The organism is Dehalococcoidia bacterium (assembly GCA_028711995.1).
Lineage (GTDB): Bacteria > Chloroflexota > Dehalococcoidia > SZUA-161 > SpSt-899 > JAQTRE01.
In genome coordinates this window covers 1-15,732 of the sequence record JAQTRE010000024.1, presented here as the reverse complement: position 1 = coordinate 15,732, position 15,732 = coordinate 1, and the positions used below count along the sequence as shown (strand labels likewise).

The 15,732-nt window shown below is 53.3% G+C and carries 14 protein-coding genes; 3 read left to right on the top strand and 11 right to left on the bottom strand.

Translation table 11 applies throughout. The annotated features are described in order from the left end of the window. Entirely contained in the window at positions 1-1,248 is a 1,248-nt protein-coding gene (gene fabF / locus PHV74_05535) for a beta-ketoacyl-ACP synthase II (protein MDD5093826.1), read from the top strand. A 6-nt stretch (positions 1,249-1,254) separates the two neighbouring features. Here fabF and hflX read toward each other — a convergent pair whose 3' ends face one another. From hflX to PHV74_05480, 11 genes are all read right to left on the bottom strand, one after another. After that, on the bottom strand, positions 1,255-2,574 hold the full coding sequence (hflX, locus tag PHV74_05530) for a GTPase HflX (GenBank protein ID MDD5093825.1): 1,320 nt from the start codon (positions 2,572-2,574) through the stop codon (positions 1,255-1,257). A gap of 179 nt (positions 2,575-2,753) precedes the next feature. Then, on the bottom strand, positions 2,754-3,917 hold the full coding sequence (locus PHV74_05525; protein MDD5093824.1) for an LL-diaminopimelate aminotransferase: 1,164 nt from the start codon (positions 3,915-3,917) through the stop codon (positions 2,754-2,756). 203 nt (positions 3,918-4,120) lie between these two features. Continuing rightward, positions 4,121-4,681, bottom strand: a complete 561-nt coding sequence (gene pyrE / locus PHV74_05520; protein ID MDD5093823.1) for an orotate phosphoribosyltransferase — start codon at positions 4,679-4,681, stop codon at positions 4,121-4,123. Positions 4,682-4,714: 33 nt separating this feature from the next. Then, positions 4,715-5,317 carry a nicotinate-nucleotide adenylyltransferase gene (gene nadD / locus PHV74_05515; protein MDD5093822.1) on the bottom strand — a complete coding sequence of 201 codons (603 nt, stop codon included), beginning with the start codon at positions 5,315-5,317 and terminating at the stop codon, positions 4,715-4,717. 4 nt (positions 5,318-5,321) lie between these two features. Further along, positions 5,322-6,416, bottom strand: coding sequence for a GTPase ObgE (gene obgE, locus PHV74_05510; GenBank protein ID MDD5093821.1), 1,095 nt, complete (start codon positions 6,414-6,416; stop codon positions 5,322-5,324). Positions 6,417-6,833: 417 nt separating this feature from the next. Next, entirely contained in the window at positions 6,834-7,994 is a 1,161-nt protein-coding gene (locus PHV74_05505; GenBank protein MDD5093820.1) for a thiolase family protein, read from the bottom strand. A 253-nt stretch (positions 7,995-8,247) separates the two neighbouring features. Then, on the bottom strand, positions 8,248-8,949 hold the full coding sequence (locus PHV74_05500) for a 50S ribosomal protein L25 (protein MDD5093819.1): 702 nt from the start codon (positions 8,947-8,949) through the stop codon (positions 8,248-8,250). A gap of 91 nt (positions 8,950-9,040) precedes the next feature. Further along, on the bottom strand, positions 9,041-11,095 hold the full coding sequence (gene fusA, locus PHV74_05495; GenBank protein MDD5093818.1) for an elongation factor G: 2,055 nt from the start codon (positions 11,093-11,095) through the stop codon (positions 9,041-9,043). Between the two features lie 141 nt (positions 11,096-11,236). Then, complete coding sequence (gene yajC, locus PHV74_05490) at positions 11,237-11,491, bottom strand: preprotein translocase subunit YajC (GenBank protein MDD5093817.1); 255 nt, start codon at positions 11,489-11,491, stop codon at positions 11,237-11,239. A 197-nt stretch (positions 11,492-11,688) separates the two neighbouring features. Continuing rightward, entirely contained in the window at positions 11,689-12,657 is a 969-nt protein-coding gene (locus tag PHV74_05485) for a nitronate monooxygenase (protein ID MDD5093816.1), read from the bottom strand. Between the two features lie 67 nt (positions 12,658-12,724). Continuing rightward, positions 12,725-13,525: an enoyl-CoA hydratase-related protein gene (locus tag PHV74_05480; GenBank protein ID MDD5093815.1), complete on the bottom strand. Its 801-nt coding sequence runs from the start codon at positions 13,523-13,525 to the stop codon at positions 12,725-12,727. Between the two features lie 143 nt (positions 13,526-13,668). Here PHV74_05480 and PHV74_05475 point away from each other — a divergent pair, with 143 nt between their 5' ends. Next, positions 13,669-15,216 carry a CoA-binding protein gene (locus PHV74_05475; GenBank protein MDD5093814.1) on the top strand — a complete coding sequence of 516 codons (1,548 nt, stop codon included), beginning with the start codon at positions 13,669-13,671 and terminating at the stop codon, positions 15,214-15,216. 92 nt (positions 15,217-15,308) lie between these two features. Next, the gene (locus tag PHV74_05470; protein ID MDD5093813.1) at positions 15,309-15,662 is read left to right on the top strand and encodes a hypothetical protein; all 354 of its coding nucleotides are present in this window, start codon (positions 15,309-15,311) and stop codon (positions 15,660-15,662) included. Positions 15,663-15,732: the final 70 nt, after the last annotated feature.

Here is a 15,732-nt window from a genome sequence, read left to right as displayed (position 1 = left end):
ATGCCAGACAGCAGCCAAATCGTTGTTACTGGCCTCGGGGTCTTCACTTCCATCGGCTGCAACAGGAATGATTTCTGGAAAGCCCTCATCTCCGGCAAGTCCGGCGTGAACCGCATTCAGGCGTTCGACCCCGAGGGACATCTGAGCCAGATCGCCTCCGAAGTTGCCTCATTCAACCCTGAAAACTTCCTCTCCCGCAAAGAAGCCCGCAAAATGGCCCGTGTCTCTCAACTTGCCGCGTGTGCGGCGATTGAGGCTGTGAAAGATGCCGGGCTTGACCTCCAAAGAGAAAATCCGGCCAGGGTCGGATGTGTTATCGGGTCGGCGGCAGGAGATTATACGAACATTGAGGAGCAGCACCTCCGATTTCAACAGAAAGGGCCCGGTTCCGTCAATCCCCTATCGATCCCCAAGATCATTCCCAATATGCCGGCGTGCAACGCAGCAATCGCTCTGGGAATTCATGGGCCAAATCTTGGGGTCGCTGCGGCTTGTGCCACCGGAGCCTTTGCCATCGGCACAGCCCTCGGGCTCTTGAGAGAAGGCAGAGCTGATGTTGTCCTTGCCGGAGGAGCCGAATCGACGATTACCCCCATGGTTGTCGATGGCTATGCCTGTATGGGCGTGCTCTCGCGTCGTAACGGAGAACCTGAAAAGGCCAGCCGTCCGTTTGATGCCGATCGGGACGGATTTGTGATCGGAGAGGGAGCAGGCGTGCTGGTTCTGGAAACCATGGAACATGCCCGAAAGCGTGGAGCGGAGCCTCTGGCTGTGCTCAAGGGTTTTGGCATGACCTGTGATGCGTATAACATCGCCCTCCCCGAATCGGAAGGCCGATGGGCGGCGGCCGCCATAGAGGAAGCCCTGAGAGATTCCAAACTCCATGCGGAAGACATCGGATATATCAACGCTCACGGAACATCCACCAAGGTCAATGACAGAATCGAAACCGTGGCCATACGCCGCGTTTTTGGGGAGAGAAGGATTCCGGTGAGTTCCAATAAGTCCATGATCGGACACACACTGGGAGCGGCAGGGGCCATCGAAGCTGCTGCCACGGTTCTCACGGTGCATCACGGCATCTTGCCCCCCACCATCAACTACGATACAAAAGACCCGGAATGCGACCTGGATGTTGTCCCCAATCACGCCCGAGAGACGAAAATCCACGCGGCCCTCTCCAATGCTTTTGGGTTCGGCGGGCAAAATGGTGTGCTGGTTTTCGCCAGGGTAGGGGCGATTGATTAATCGCCCCTACAGGTCTGAGGATTCGACGCCGCTGAATTTGGGCGCCAGTTGCTCCGGTATTTTCCCCGAGATATGCAAGCCTAACTCCGTGTGCTCCTCATGATCAATCGATCCGTACCGACGAAACAAGTTTACCAGAGCCGCGGCACTGTAGGGAATATCAACGGTGATATCCACCATCTTGGCGCTCAGCACCATGGTAATCCGATCGAGTAGTTTCTTGAGCCCCCATCCCTTATCCGCCGAAATCAATTCCACTGCGCCGATATCATCATCCAGTCTTTTTCTGTAGTGATCGACGGCTGCTTCACCACAGAGCCCTGTCTCCCGATCCAGCAGATCGATTTTGTTCATGGCCATGATCCGGGGTTTGTTTTCCAGCCCCAGTTCCTTGAGGAGACTCTCAACCGTCTCTCCCTGTTCGGCGGCATTGGGATGGGTGATATCGATCACATGGAGCAAGATATCCGCCTCTGCAAGTTCCTCCAGCGTGGCTTTGAAGGCTGCAACCACCGTCGGCGGCAATTTCTGGATAAATCCCACTGTATCGCTGAGGAGTATTTCCTGATGGCTGGGCAAGGTCAATCGACGGGTAGTGGTATCCAGCGTGGCAAAGAGCTTATCTTCAACAAAGACGTCGGCCCGGCTGAGCGCATTCATCAGGGTGCTTTTGCCCGCATTGGTATAGCCAACCAGGGCCACCACGGGAACCCCTGTGGCTGAGCGGCGTTTCCTGTGAAGCTTCCGATGCTTGCGGACCCCTTCAATCTCATCCTTGAGGCGCTTGATCCGGGTCTCGATCACCCGCCTGTCGGATTCGAGCTGCTTCTCACCCGGCCCCCTGGTTCCGATCCCTCCACCCAAACGCTCCAGGTGCGGCCACAGGCCAGCCAAGCGAGGCAGGAGGTACTCATTCTGGGCCAACTCCACCTGGAGGCGCCCTTCGTGAGTTTGGGCGCGTTTGGCGAAAATGTCCAGGATAAGCGCCGTGCGGTCGAGAACCTTGACTCCCAAAGCCCGGTCCAGATTCCTTTGCTGTGCCGGAGAAAGCTCTTCATCGAAGACCACCAGATCATATCCCATTTCGTCTTTGAGAGCCAGCAGCTCTTCCAGCTTTCCCTTTCCCAGCAGATGTGAAGAACTTGTCCGATCCATGCGCTGGGTCAGCGTGCCGACTACTTCAGCCCCGGCAGTTTTTGCCAGCAAGGCCAGCTCCGTCATGGAATCCTCGAGAGTCCAAGCTTTCCTGCCTCTTTTGGTTTCCACGCCGATCAGAATGGCCTTCTCCGGCTGGGATTGGGTGTCGATGGTTTGTTTGGGAATAATTTTCTCCTTCTGAGTCGTCCGTCATTCGCTCCAAGCAGTGAGCATATTGGGTGGTTAGGAAACTCTGATTAACTGCTGCTCAACCCCCTCGCCCCCAATCTTGGGGGAAGAGAAGGGGGATCGGGGGATACCCCCGATCCCCCGGCAGGAGGTATCCTGCACCTCTTGTTCAGAACAACCTACTTCTGATGCCACTTCTCCAGCCTAGCCAAGCCTTCCTGAAGCCGGTGGTCCGGGGTGGTGAGGGAGATTCGGATATAGCCCTCTCCCGATGGACCGTACCCTGATCCGGGCGTGACCACCACACCTACTTCATCGATCAACTTGGCAGCAAAATCAGCTGACGTGTAGCCTTGAGGAATCCTGGCCCAGACATAGAGGCTCGCCCGAGGCGGATTCGCCTTAAGGCCGATTTTGTTTAGCGTTCGGATCACCGCATCGCGCCGCTTCTGGTAGATGGCATTGTGCTCGGCGATGCAATCCTGAGGGCCGGTAAAGGCCGCGATGGCGGCATGCTGAACCGCCTGGAAAATGCCCGAGTCCAGGTTCGATTTCATTCGCATCAGGGCATTGATCATCTTCTCGTTGCCCACCGCCATTCCAATGCGCCAGCCGGTCATGTTGTAGGTCTTGGACAGGGAATGGAATTCGATCCCCACATCCTTGGCACCCCGCGCTTGCAGGAAGCTCACCGGCCGGTATCCATCGAAGGCCACTTCCGTGTAAGGGGCATCGTGACAGATGGCCAGGTCATACTTCTTGGCAAAGGCAACCGCCCGCTCAAAGAAATCGAGGCTGGCCACTGCCGCAGTGGGATTGCCGGGAAAGTTGAGCCACAAAAGCTTGGCCTTGTGAGCCACGTTCCTTGGAATCCCTTCCAAATCGGGCAAGAAGCCGTTTTCCTCGGTGAGGGGCAGATAAAAAGGTTCGCCACCGGCAAGGAGGGTGCTCATGGAATAGACCGGATAGCCGGGATCAGGAACCAGTGCGATATCTCCGGGATCGATAAAGCAAAAAGACATGTGCCCGATCCCCTCTTTGGAGCCGATGAGGGGCAGGACCTCCTTATCCGGATCAAAGGTAAGTCCGAAGCGCTTCCGGTACCAATCGGCGATGGTCCGTCTCAGTTCCGGCAATCCGTCCGTCTCCGGATATCGATGATTGACCGGATCGCGAGCCGCTTCGCAAAGGCGGTCGATGATGTGCGATGGGGTAGGAAGATCCGGGTCGCCGATAGCCAGGCTGATAACATCTACGCCCTGGGCGCGCTTCTCGGCGATTTTTCTGGAGATTCCGACAAAAAGATAAGGCGGCAGTTTTTCGATGCGTTTGGCAGTCTGCATGGGATTGCTACTCCTTGGTTGATGTTACATTTTCTAATTCTAGCACACTATTCGGCGTTAGACAGTGCCGTCAGCATGTCAAACAGACTTGATGCAGATAGGCACGAGGTTTACCGTAGAGAGCGCCGAGGTCGCTGAGAATTGAGATAGTCTGCCTTGACGGGGAGAAGGTCAGGGTGCTGAAGACTGCCAAGTCTTCAGGCTCAGCCCTCAACACCAATCTCAATTTGCCCGTCAGCGTCAGCCTTCAGTAAAGCAACAAAATCGTAGCCCCGACGACGAAGATCATCGGCTCCCCCCTGATTCCGATCCAGGACAACCACCACTTTACCCACCCGACATCCCAGAGCCTCAACCGCCTCAATGGACCGGAAGATCGATCCGCCAGTAGTGATAACGTCGTCGACAATGGCTACGGTACCCCCGGCAGGAAGATGTCCTTCGATGAGCCTTTTTGTTCCGTGATCCTTCGTCTCCTTCCGCACGATGAAGGCAGGGATCGGTTTGCCCTCCATATGGCTCAGTAAAGCCACTGAGGCCACAATCGGATCGGCCCCCAGTGTCATCCCGCCGATGGCATCGATCCCGGCGTTCTTAATCAAATCAAAGACCTTTTTGCCCACCAGATAGGCACCCTCCGGCCACAAGGTAGTGAGCCGCCCATCAAAGTAGTACGAGCTCTTAAGTCCCGATGCCAGTGTGAAATCGCCATACCTGAACGACTTCTCTTTGATCAATTCCTGCAGCCTTTTCATCGATTCCATGATTCCTCCGTGTTCTCAGCACTCAGCCGGTTACTAATTCCTGTAAAGCTGGTGTTCCTGAATATACGTTTCCACCCCCAGCGGCACCAGATAACGGATGGAAAGCCCTTTCCTCACTCGCTCTCTGATATCCGAGGAGCTGATATCGATCTGAGGGACGTCAACAAACCGAATGCAGGCGTATATCTTCGGCAGGGCCGATTTCAAGGGTGTCAACTGCGCCTCCGATACGCTTGGCCGTCGCATCCCAACAATCTGGCACAACTCCGCCACCCGATCCGGGTCTTTCCAGCGAGGCAAATCAACCAAAGCGTCCGTTCCGGCAATGAAATAGATTTTTGCATCAGGGCCAATCTCCTGCCGTATAGCCCTCACCGTATCCACGGTATAAGATGGCCCCGATCTCTCCATCTCAGCGGTGGACATTTCAAACCGGGGATTCGACTCAATGGCGAGTTTCACCATCGCCAAACGGTGCTTTGCTGCAGTGATTTGCCTGTCTGACTTCAGCCAGGGATATCCGGAGGGAATGAAGGTGATGTGAGAGAGTCCAAGCCGCTCCCTCACCGCCTCAGCGATAATCAGATGACCCAGGTGGATTGGATCGAAGGTGCCTCCCAGCAAACCGATTTCCATCAGATCATCCCTCTTCTCGATCCTTCTGGCTCTTGTGGCGAATCTGTTCATCAACAGGCTTGGGGCGAAACACCTTAAATTCGCCCGCTTCTGTCGGCGGTGTTTTCGAAACGGATTTTGAGAGCATCTCCGCGGATACATTCATAAGTTCAGTCAACCCCTCACCACTGGCCGCAGATATGAAATAAACGCGAGCCTCAATACTCCTCAAAGCATCCTCGATATCTGGCAATCGTTGCCTCACCTCCGGGATATCGATCTTATTGACCGCTACAAGCTGCGGCTTTTCCTTCAACAAAGGATTAAACCGAAACAACTCCGAGTTGATCTCATCCAGGTCTTCAAGCGGCCTGTCTGTAGTCCCGTCAATGATATGAATCAGAATGCGAGTGCGCTCGATATGGCGCAGGAAGTTATGCCCCAGTCCCCGACCCGTGTGTGCTCCTTCAATCAAGCCTGGAATATCGGCGACGACAAAAGATTTATAACCGAGCTCCACCACACCAAGCTGTGGTTCCAGGGTTGTGAATGGATAAGCGGCCACCTTCGATCTGGCAGCGGAGACCGCATTGATCAGGGTGGACTTACCGACGTTCGGACGGCCTATCAATCCGACATCGGCCAGTAATTTTAAATCAAGAATTATCTGTCTGCGCTCCCCAGGTTCTCCCTCAGTGGCGGTCTTCGGCGCTTGCTTCACAGAGGTGGCAAAATGCTTGTTCCCTAACCCCCCTTTACCACCTCCTGCCACTACCACCCTTTGTCCATCCCGAGTGACATCGCCCAGTTCCATCTCACCACTCTCCTCCAGGCTGCGCACTATAGTTCCTACAGGAACTCTCACTTCCAAGTCCTGGCCTTTCTTCCCATGTTGCTGTTTCCCCTTCCCGGGGCTCCCCCGTTCGGCTCGATAGTGCCTCTGCCGCCTGAGATCGCTGAGAGTGGTCATGCCTCCGTCTCCAATCAGAATTACGCTCCCTCCATCACCCCCATCACCCCCATCAGGCCCTCCAAACGGGGCATACTTCTCTCGCCGGAAGTGCACCACTCCGTTTCCACCTTCCCCACCGTAAACGTATATTTCAGCCCTGTCTATCATGTTTTAATATCCTGACAATAATTATAAGTGATCCACAGATAATAGTATATTGTAATATATTTAATAATAGTCATAATAATCGGCTGGAGGACTGGGAAGACTGGGAAAAGTGGCCTGACGAGCGTAGAATCCCTGGTAAGTCCAAGTTGACAAGAAAAGAAAAATCGAATACGAACTTCCCCGAAAGATGGTAGGGTTTTCATGTAAGGGTAACCCCCCAGAAGTGGTAGTGTTTACCCGAAGGGCAGGGAAGATATCCACAGTCCAAAGGGGTTATCCACGGAAAACAGGGACTTATCCACGCTAAAGGGGCGCAGATACCCCTTGCTTTCTGTGGGCCGGTCCGCTGTCTCTGTGGCAATTTTGGGGTGACTCAGACCTGGTAGCGAGACTGTCAAAGAGGCCGGATTGAAGACGTTAGAGCAGAATTCTTTCCAGAATCGTGGCTTCACCTTGCCCCATCCCCACGCCTACTGTCACCAGTCCAAACCTGGCCTTTCTATGTTGCATCTCGTGAAACAGGGAAGTCATCAATTTAGCCCCGGTGCAGCCCATCGGATGCCCTAGAGCGACGGCTCCGCCGTTCGGATTTACCCGGCTCTCAAGGAGTCCCAATTCTCTCTGACACACCATGGCCACTACGGCAAACGCCTCGTTTATCTCCACAATATCGATGTCTTCTGGCTTCAACCCTGCTCGATCGAGAGCTTTTTGGGCCGCGGCAACCGTGCCGAATCCCGTTATCTTCGGATCGACCCCGGCTACCGCCATTGAGCGTATTCTAGCCACAGATTTCATCCCGAGAACTCTTGCTCTTTCCTCAGACATCAACATGATTGCGGCAGCTCCATCGCTGGCAAACGAAGCCGTGGCCGAAGTGATGGTTCCATCCGGCTTGGAGATAGAATCAAAGGCGCCCATCAGTTCCAGCGTGGTATAGGGGCGAGGATTCTGGTCCGTATCGATGATCTTTTGACTGCCATCCTCCTCGGTGATTTCAACCGGTACGATCTCATCTTTGAATCGCCCGGCCGTTTGAGCGGCCACAGCCTTCTGATGGCTCCGGAGAGCAAACTCCTCCTGCTCCCGCCGAGAGATGTGATACATCTCAACCAGGTTTTCAGCTGCCAGCCCCATGGATGCCGCCGTAGGGTCAACAAAATCAAAGCGCCTCGGATTCAGTTTGGCGCCAAATCCCTCGGGCAGATGAGTCATGCTTTCGATTCCCCCGGCGATGAAGACATCTCCGTAGCCGGAAATGATTGCCTGCGCAGCGGTGTTGACGGCGGTTAGCCCAGAGGCGCACTGTCGATTGATCGTCTGAGCGCCTACCTTGAATGGCAAGCCCGCCATAAGGGAAATATACCGGGACACGTTCATTGCCTGCTCACCGCATTGAGTGGCACATCCCAGGATGACGTCCTCAATCTCCGCAGGATCGATCCCTACACGTCTCACCAGTTCCTTTACGACCAGCACGCCCAGCTCATCGGAGCGGATATTTCTGAACCAGCCCTTGTGAGGGTGTGCCCGGGCTATGGGGGTGCGTACGGCATCGACGATTACGGCGTTTCTCATGTCATGTTAACCAATTACAGGCCCACAAGAAATTGCAGGCCATCATCAGACTGATAACGGTTTTCAGTAAAGGCGCGAAATCTGTGAATCAACTTACAAGTGTGGGGCTGTACGGGTTTTGTAAACGAACGGACGCAATCAAACCAAATAATAAGGGATACGATCACCGTATCCCTTATTATTTGTCATATCTGCATATATCCGATTGTCTCTCGAATCCGGGTAAGCGACGTCGGAGCGGATATCAACTGTGCTAAGCCTTCTTCTCAGACTTAGCAGGAGCGGCATCGCTGGCCTGGGGTTTTGTTTTCTCAGCGCCAGCTTTTCCAGCAGCTCCCTCAGCCGCTGGAGCGCCTTCAGCTTCCTCAGCAACTTTAGCCACGGCCTCTGCCTTGGCAAATCGCCCTATCCTGGCTATCACTTCTTCTCCGTGTGTCAGCACTGTGATCGTATCACTCAGTTGCAGGTCTTTAACCAGTATATGGTCGCCAGCATCTTCAAGTTTGCTTAGATCAACGGCGATATTGTCAGGGATGGCGTTGGGGAAACATTCTATTTCCAGTGAGGTCAGGCTTTCCAAGAGAACTAGTTCCTTTTGCCGGGAGGCGGGGGCTTCGCCTGTGAAGACAAGGGGTATGACCACCTTGACCTTATCCTTCATGCTCACTTCATGGAAGTCAATATGGAGGAGCTTGCCATTCATGAAGTCGCGCTGCACTTCTGCGGTCAGCACCATTCGCCCCTCGTTGAAAGAGGGGGATTTCAAGGTGATCAGTTGAGTGGCTCCGGCTTTTGCCAGGACCTGTTCTGCCTTTTCCGTATCAACTTGAATGGCCTGAGACTGGATTGCGTGGCCGAATATGTTTGCCGGTGTTGTGCCACTTCGCCTCAGCGCCTTGACCTTCTTTCCCAACGTAGTTCTTTCTTCAACTTCCAACACTAAGGTTTTCATCATTCCTCCCTGTCATTTACTGCAAATAAGCGTAGGCCGAGGAGAGCGTGACACCGGAAAGCTGTGAGTGCTTCCTTGCTTTCCGCCGCTGCCTCTATCCCTTGCTTTCCTTCTGTTTGGCGGCCTCATCGATGATTTTTTGGGAAACATGGGCCGGCATCTCTTCATAGTGGCTGAATTCAATGGTGTAGCTGCCGCGGCCCTGGGTTATTGACCGGAGGCCTATGCTATAGCGTTGCATCTCAGAAAACGGAGCCTGCGCTTCTATGACCACAACTGCATTCTCAGGTTTCATGCCGGATATGCGGGCTCGCCTTCCGTTGAGGTCTCCCATGACATCTCCGGTGAAGGCTTCCGGCACAGCGATCTTGACATTAACCATTGGCTCCAGGAGAACCGGATTGGCCTGAGCCAGGCCTTTTTTGAGGGCGTAGGATCCGGCTATCCGGAATGCCATATCGGAAGAGTCTACCGCATGGAAGCTCCCGTCATAGAGGGTAACCTTCAGATCAACAATAGGACAACCGGCCAGAACTCCCTGGGCAAGCGACTCATTGATCCCTTTCTGGACTGCTGGAATATAGTTCTTGGGAATTGCCCCTCCCACAATCTTTTCCGCAAACTCATAGCCACTGCCTTTTGGCAGTGGCTCAATTTCGATGTACACGTGCCCGTACTGACCGTGTCCGCCGGTTTGTTTCTTGTGTTTGTATTCCGCCTTGGTCGCAACGGTGATAGTCTCTTTATAAGGGATCTTGGGTGTTGAAAGATCCGTTTGAAGGCTGAATTTCCGCTTCATTTTCTCAGCGACTACGTCCAGCTGTGCTTCACCGTATCCCGAAAGGATGATTTCGCCGGTATCGACATCTCTGCGCAGGGAGAGCGAGGGGTCTTCTTCAACCAGTTTACTGAGCACGGTTCCAAGTTTATCGAAGTCGGCCTTTGTCTTCGGGTATACCGCAACGCTCAAGTTGGGCACAGGGTAATCAATCGTCGCCATGGAAACGGGATGGTCCTGGTTGGCGAGTGTATCGCCAGTGGTTGTTTCGGCCAGTTTGGTTACCACTCCAATGTCACCGGCCACAATCCGCGATGTTGGCTCCTGAGTTTTGCCGCGCATGGTAAACAGCTGTCCAATGCGTTCCGGTTTTCCTCTGGTGGTATTCCAGACACTGGAGTCGCTGTTAATAGCGCCACTGAAGACTCTCAGGTAGTTCATCTTGCCCACGTAAGGATCGGTGCTGGTTTTGAAAACGAGTGCGGATAGGGGCGCACTCTCTTCAGGCGGCAAAGATTCTTCCTGTTTGTCGGCTTTAACCTTTATCGCGCCTCTCTCTTTGGGTGAGGGGAGATAATCGCAAATAGCATCCAGTAAATCGGAGATATTCCTATCCCGCAAGGCAGTGCCCACCAAAACGGGAACGATCTTATTTTCGAGGGTCCCTTTTCGCAGCGCGTTTCGGATTTCCTGCTCGGTTATCTCCTGACCATCCAAATACTTGGTTGCCAGGTTATCATCGGCTTCAGCAATGCCCTCTATCAGCTTTTCTCGCAGGGCACTGATCTGATCCTTGGGGAGAATATCGGCTTTGGCATCGCCCAAGGACTTCATCGCTATCAGGTCAAACGCGCCCTGGTAATTGTTTTGCGCTCCTATTGCGATTTGTATAGGAACACACTTTCGGCCGAATTTGCCTTCAATCTGCTTGAGTACCTTGAAAAAATCGGCATTCTCGCGGTCTATTTTATTGATGAAAATCATGCGGGGCAGATGAACTTCGCTTGCATAATCCCAGAGGATTTCGGCGCCCACTTCTACTCCGGAAACGGCGCAAACCACAATCAATGCCGCGTCTGCTACTCGGAGGGCGGACTTGACTTCACCGACGAAGTCGAAATATCCCGGAACGTCAATCACATTGATTTTGGTCTGTTTCCACTCCAAAGGCGCCAGGGCTGTGCTGATGCTGCTGTTTCTTTTTACCTCTTCGGGCTCAAAGTCGGAAACGGTATTGCCTTCATCCACCTTGCCCAGACGGGTGATGATTTTGGCATTATAGAGCATGGCCTCAGTGAGCGATGTTTTTCCGGCACCTGTATGCGAGAGCAGAATGACGTTGCGTATATTTTCGGTCTTAAAGTCCTGCATGAACTCCTCCCCAAATAGGTTGCCCGAATTGCCGTGTGTTTCGAGGAGTAAAACAACTCAGACGAATATCTATTGTACTCTATAGTGGGCGAAGTGGAAACCCTCCGAACGGGGTCAGAGGGTTAGCCAATGCGTGGGGTATCATTCGGTCTCTTGTTTCAGCATAACGCTGGCCTTGAGGACCCTTAGCTTGCCTCCGTCTTCGACTTTCAGGATGACGTCCTCTTCGCTGACGGATTCGATTTGACCATAGACCCCACCGGCGGCGATCACCTTATCGCCTTTCTGTAACGATGCAATCAAGGCCACATGTTCCTTCTGCCTCTTCTGTTGCGGCCGGATGAGCAGGAAATAGAAGATCGCGAACATCGCGACCAGTATAACTATGGCAAACATCTCAAAACTCCTTTCTGGTTAGAAGTATCATTGCCGAAATGGGCTGAGACTTCTCCAAGAACCCCCAAATTTCTATTAGCGGAATATGTCCGAACCGGACTCATCAGCCTAAACATGATACCAGCAAGCGCCCGGATTATCAAGATGACCTTAAACGGGGAGATTCAAAGGGGGCATTCAGGCTCGCACCCGGTTTTCTAGCCTGTCATGGAGGCGAGGCTTTTTTTAATGATCCGGGCATCATTGATGATGGAATCGATGACTTGCTTGACCGTGGGGATATGATCGATAAGCCCTATCACCTGGCCGCAAGCGAGCAGCCCGGCATTCAGATCGCCGGTTTGATTCAGCTCCTTGCCTCTGGTTCCGCTGATCAGCGGCAGAAGGTCTTCCAGTTTGACATTCTGGGATTCCATTCCCAAAATCTTGTAGGCCAGGTCGCTGGTCCGAACTCGCGCCGTGTTGCGCACGGACTTTTGTATCAGAAGGGTGTCGGTCTCTCTGGATTGGACTAGCCACGCTTTGACCTTTGGGTGGATGTTGGATTCTTGAGTGGCCATGAACCTCGTGCCCATTAAAATCCCCTGCGCTCCAAGAGCCAGCGCCGCCACAAAGCCACGCGCATCGGCTATTTCACCGGCAGCAATAACCGGAATGCGGAGAGCATCAACGGCGGCCGGAATCAACACCATTGAACTGACCAGATCCATTCCCGGATGGCCCGCAGCGCCCTGCCCTACCATCGCCACAGCATCGACCCCCGAATTCTGCGCCGTCTGAGCGAATCGCACTGCAGTCGTCTTGTGGATGACCCTGGCGCCATCTGCCTTGAGGAGTTTCATGTATGGCTCGGGGTTAGATCCGGCCGTTTCGAAGACTTTTACGCCCTCTTCCACAGATGCTTGAATGAAAGCCGCGTGATCTCTTGGTTTGGCTGCCGGAAGAAAGGCAATATTGACTCCAAATGGCTTTGACGTTAGTGTCCGGGCCTTCTGTATTTCCTGGCGAAGTTCCTGGGGGCTACTGAAGTTCGCGGAAGCGATTACGCCCAATCCGCCGGCGTTGGAGACAGCCGATGCCATCTCGGCTGTTGAAATCCATAGCATCCCACCCTGTACGATCGGATACTCGATACCCAGCAATTCAGTAATCTTGGTCTTGAACATGATTGGCCAAAGGCAGGGAGATCAGCGTAGCCAAGCTGATCTCCCTGCAGATTCCACTCGTTTTTTGTTACTTGCCCTTGAAGACCGGTTTCCTTTTCTCCAGGAACGCTTTGGCTCCCTCGATGTGGTCTTCTGTTCCCAGGAGATAGTGCAGAGCCAGGGTTTCGTAAGCCGTCTGAGTGGGAAGGTCGTTCTTCATGCCCATGTAGAGTGCTTTCTTGGTAAGCTCCATGGACTTGGGCGGCATGTCCGCTATGATCTTGGCCATGGCATAGGTGACTTCCTTGAGCTTATCGGCCGGGACTACCTGATTGACCAGCCCGATATCAAGAGCCTCTTTGGCATCAATGACCTTGGCCGTGAAGCATAACTCGCAGGCCTTGGCAATGCCCACCAGACGGGGAAGATTATAACTCGATCCCCATTCCGGCAGGATTCCCATTCGAGCGAAAGGCAGGCTGAATTTAGCGGTCTCCGAGGCGAGACGGATATCGCAAACCAGAGACATGGTAAAACCAAAACCGATGGCCGCGCCGTTGATTGAGGCGATGGTTGGCTTTCTCAGGTTGGCCAGCGAGGATGATTTCGACACAATGAATTCGTTCGGAATTCGATTGATCAGGGTTTCTTCCTTTCCCGCCGCTCCTTCTGCGGTGAACTGACCCTGGATATCCGCGCCGGCGCAAAAGGCTTTTCCGGCCCCGGTAATCACCACGACCCTCACTTCCTTATCCTGATCAAAGGTCATGAAGGCATCCCTAAGCTCCTCGCCCATTTTGGCGGTGAGAGCGTTCAGCTTGTCAGGGCGATTCAAAGTGACGGTGCCAATATAGTCTTCTTTGCTAAGAATGAGAGTCTCATAACTCATGGCTGGTGCCTCCTTTGTTATTCTCGTTAGGTAGCGTAGCACAGCACTCTCATCCTGTCAAACGGGCTCAGCATGTCGGTTTAGCTTCGTAAATGGACCCTTCTCTGACATCTCGCTCTCTATGTGGGGGACGGGGGGTGCGTGTGCTTGTCAAGTATTGTGTTGCTGCTCTATACTCATCGGTGGAAGAGTACATCGAGATTGCTCCCGATGTAAAGTGCTTAAAGACAAGCGTAAGGAAAGGCGGACCTTTTATGAATCCTCAGACAACTGAAATATATAGTAACCTTGATGAGATATTTAGCCCGAAGTCGGTGGCTGTGGTTGGCGCGAGCCCGTCGAAGCATGCTCCGGGGGCGTTTCTGCTTTTGTCCCTTATAGAGTTCGGGTACAAAGGCAGGCTGTACCCGGTGAATCTGCGGGGGGAGAGCGTCCATGGGCTTCAGGCATATCCTTCGGTGCGGGATATCCCCGGACCGGTGGATATGGTTATCATTGCCACCCCGGCCAATACCACGGTCCAGGTGATGGAAGATTGTATTGCCAAAAAGGTGAAGGTGGTGACGCTGTTTACGGCCGGATTCAGCGAAACAGGGTTGGGCGACAGGAGTGAGCTGGAAAAGAGAATGAGGGCCAAGGCGAGAGAAGCCGGAGTGAGGATTGTTGGCCCGAATTGCATGGGTATCTATAGCCCCAAAGGTGGGATTACGTTTGCCGGGGATTTCCCAAGGGAGAGCGGCCCGGTGGGTGTCATTTGCCAGAGCGGAGGGCACACGAACGCCATCGTGAGGGAAGGAGCCACTCGAGGTGTGCGATTCAGCAAGGTTGTCAGCTACGGGAATGCCTCTGATATCAATGAAACGGAACTACTGGAGTATTTTGCCCGGGATCCGGAAACGAAGGTAATTGCCTGCTACATCGAGGGTGTGAAGGATGGCCAACGTTTTATTGCCGCACTGGAGAAAGCGACAAAGGCAAAGCCTGTTATTGTGATGAAGGGGGGTGAAACTGAGGCAGGAACCCGAACTGTGATGAGCCATACTGCCTCCCTTGCCGGTTCCCGAGAGGTGTGGTCCTGGCTGCTGAAGCAAAAAGGCGCGCAGCAAGTCTACAGCGTGGCAGAGATGATAGACACCTTGCTGCCGCATGTTTTTATGAACAAGCCTAATGGAAGGAATACGGCATTGGTAGGTGTGGGAGGTGGTGCCAGTGTGGTGGCTGCTGATGCCTGCTCTAAAGCTAATCTGATGGTGCCGGTGTTTCCCTCAGAGTTACAACAAAAACTGAGCACTATTGTCCCTGCCGATGGCAACATAATTGTCAACCCTGCCGATGTGAACACCATTTTCTGGAATAGCGAGGCATTGAAGAATGCGGTCCATATTATCGGCAGCTGGCAGGGGATCGATCTGTTGATCATGCACGTATCCATCGATGTAGGGCCGCGGCCGATGACGATGGGCATATTAGGTCCATTGATAGAAGCCTTTGTTGAGGGTGCCAAGCTTTCGGGCAAACCCTGTGCGGCAGTTGTTCAGGCGAGATATACCGTCACGGATCACCAGATCGCGTCTGAATTGATGGAGAAGTGCTACAGGTCAGGCCTGCCCGTGTTTGGATCGGTGACGGATGCTGCCGGGGCCATAGACAAGTTTATCCGATATAATGAGCGCGTCAGCCAGATAGACTAGGGAATCACTGATCAACTTCCGATCGATGTTGAAATGAGCGCTATTGTCTCTCAACACGTCTATTATTATGGAAGCAAAATGTGGGGAGGCAGATGATGAAACTACCCAGACTGATCGGATTGGTTATCCTCTTTGTATTGCTGGCGGCAATTGTTCTCAGTTGTGATTCCTCCGATGAAAATCCGCCCGATCGAACACCCCTGCAAACGCCCCCCGATTTCGTGGGCGATATCATCAAGGTCCAACCCGGGAATGAAAACAACGTGCTGGGGACAATCCTCGTGGAAGGGACCGACTCACTGCATACCTCTAATAAATACGTTGTCACCGTAAACGATCAGACGCTTATTCTGAAGCAGGACGGGGGTTCTCTCAGCGAAACCTCATTTGAAATGATGGCGTCCCTGCAAAAAGCCGGTATCGGAATTCTGATTGAGTCACCCTGATATTATGCTGCGAAGTTTAAAGTCTGAGTGAATCGGCTGGCGGGTCGAATTTAGCGCCAAAACAAGCGCC

What these genes read in the sequence shown, in the direction of transcription:
- PHV74_05505 (MDD5093820.1), bottom strand. Translation starts at nt 7,994, where the DNA reads ATGAGAAACGCCGTAATCGTCGATGCCGTACGCACCCCCATAGCCCGG.
- PHV74_05480 (MDD5093815.1), bottom strand. Translation starts at nt 13,525, where the DNA reads ATGAGTTATGAGACTCTCATTCTTAGCAAAGAAGACTATATTGGCACC.
- pyrE (MDD5093823.1), bottom strand. Translation starts at nt 4,681, where the DNA reads ATGGAATCGATGAAAAGGCTGCAGGAATTGATCAAAGAGAAGTCGTTC.
- obgE (MDD5093821.1), bottom strand. Translation starts at nt 6,416, where the DNA reads ATGATAGACAGGGCTGAAATATACGTTTACGGTGGGGAAGGTGGAAAC.
- PHV74_05500 (MDD5093819.1), bottom strand. Translation starts at nt 8,949, where the DNA reads ATGATGAAAACCTTAGTGTTGGAAGTTGAAGAAAGAACTACGTTGGGA.
- fusA (MDD5093818.1), bottom strand. Translation starts at nt 11,095, where the DNA reads ATGCAGGACTTTAAGACCGAAAATATACGCAACGTCATTCTGCTCTCG.
- yajC (MDD5093817.1), bottom strand. Translation starts at nt 11,491, where the DNA reads ATGTTTGCCATAGTTATACTGGTCGCGATGTTCGCGATCTTCTATTTC.
- PHV74_05485 (MDD5093816.1), bottom strand. Translation starts at nt 12,657, where the DNA reads ATGTTCAAGACCAAGATTACTGAATTGCTGGGTATCGAGTATCCGATC.
- PHV74_05470 (MDD5093813.1), top strand. Translation starts at nt 15,309, where the DNA reads ATGATGAAACTACCCAGACTGATCGGATTGGTTATCCTCTTTGTATTG.
- fabF (MDD5093826.1), top strand. Translation starts at nt 1, where the DNA reads ATGCCAGACAGCAGCCAAATCGTTGTTACTGGCCTCGGGGTCTTCACT.
- nadD (MDD5093822.1), bottom strand. Translation starts at nt 5,317, where the DNA reads ATGGAAATCGGTTTGCTGGGAGGCACCTTCGATCCAATCCACCTGGGT.
- PHV74_05525 (MDD5093824.1), bottom strand. Translation starts at nt 3,917, where the DNA reads ATGCAGACTGCCAAACGCATCGAAAAACTGCCGCCTTATCTTTTTGTC.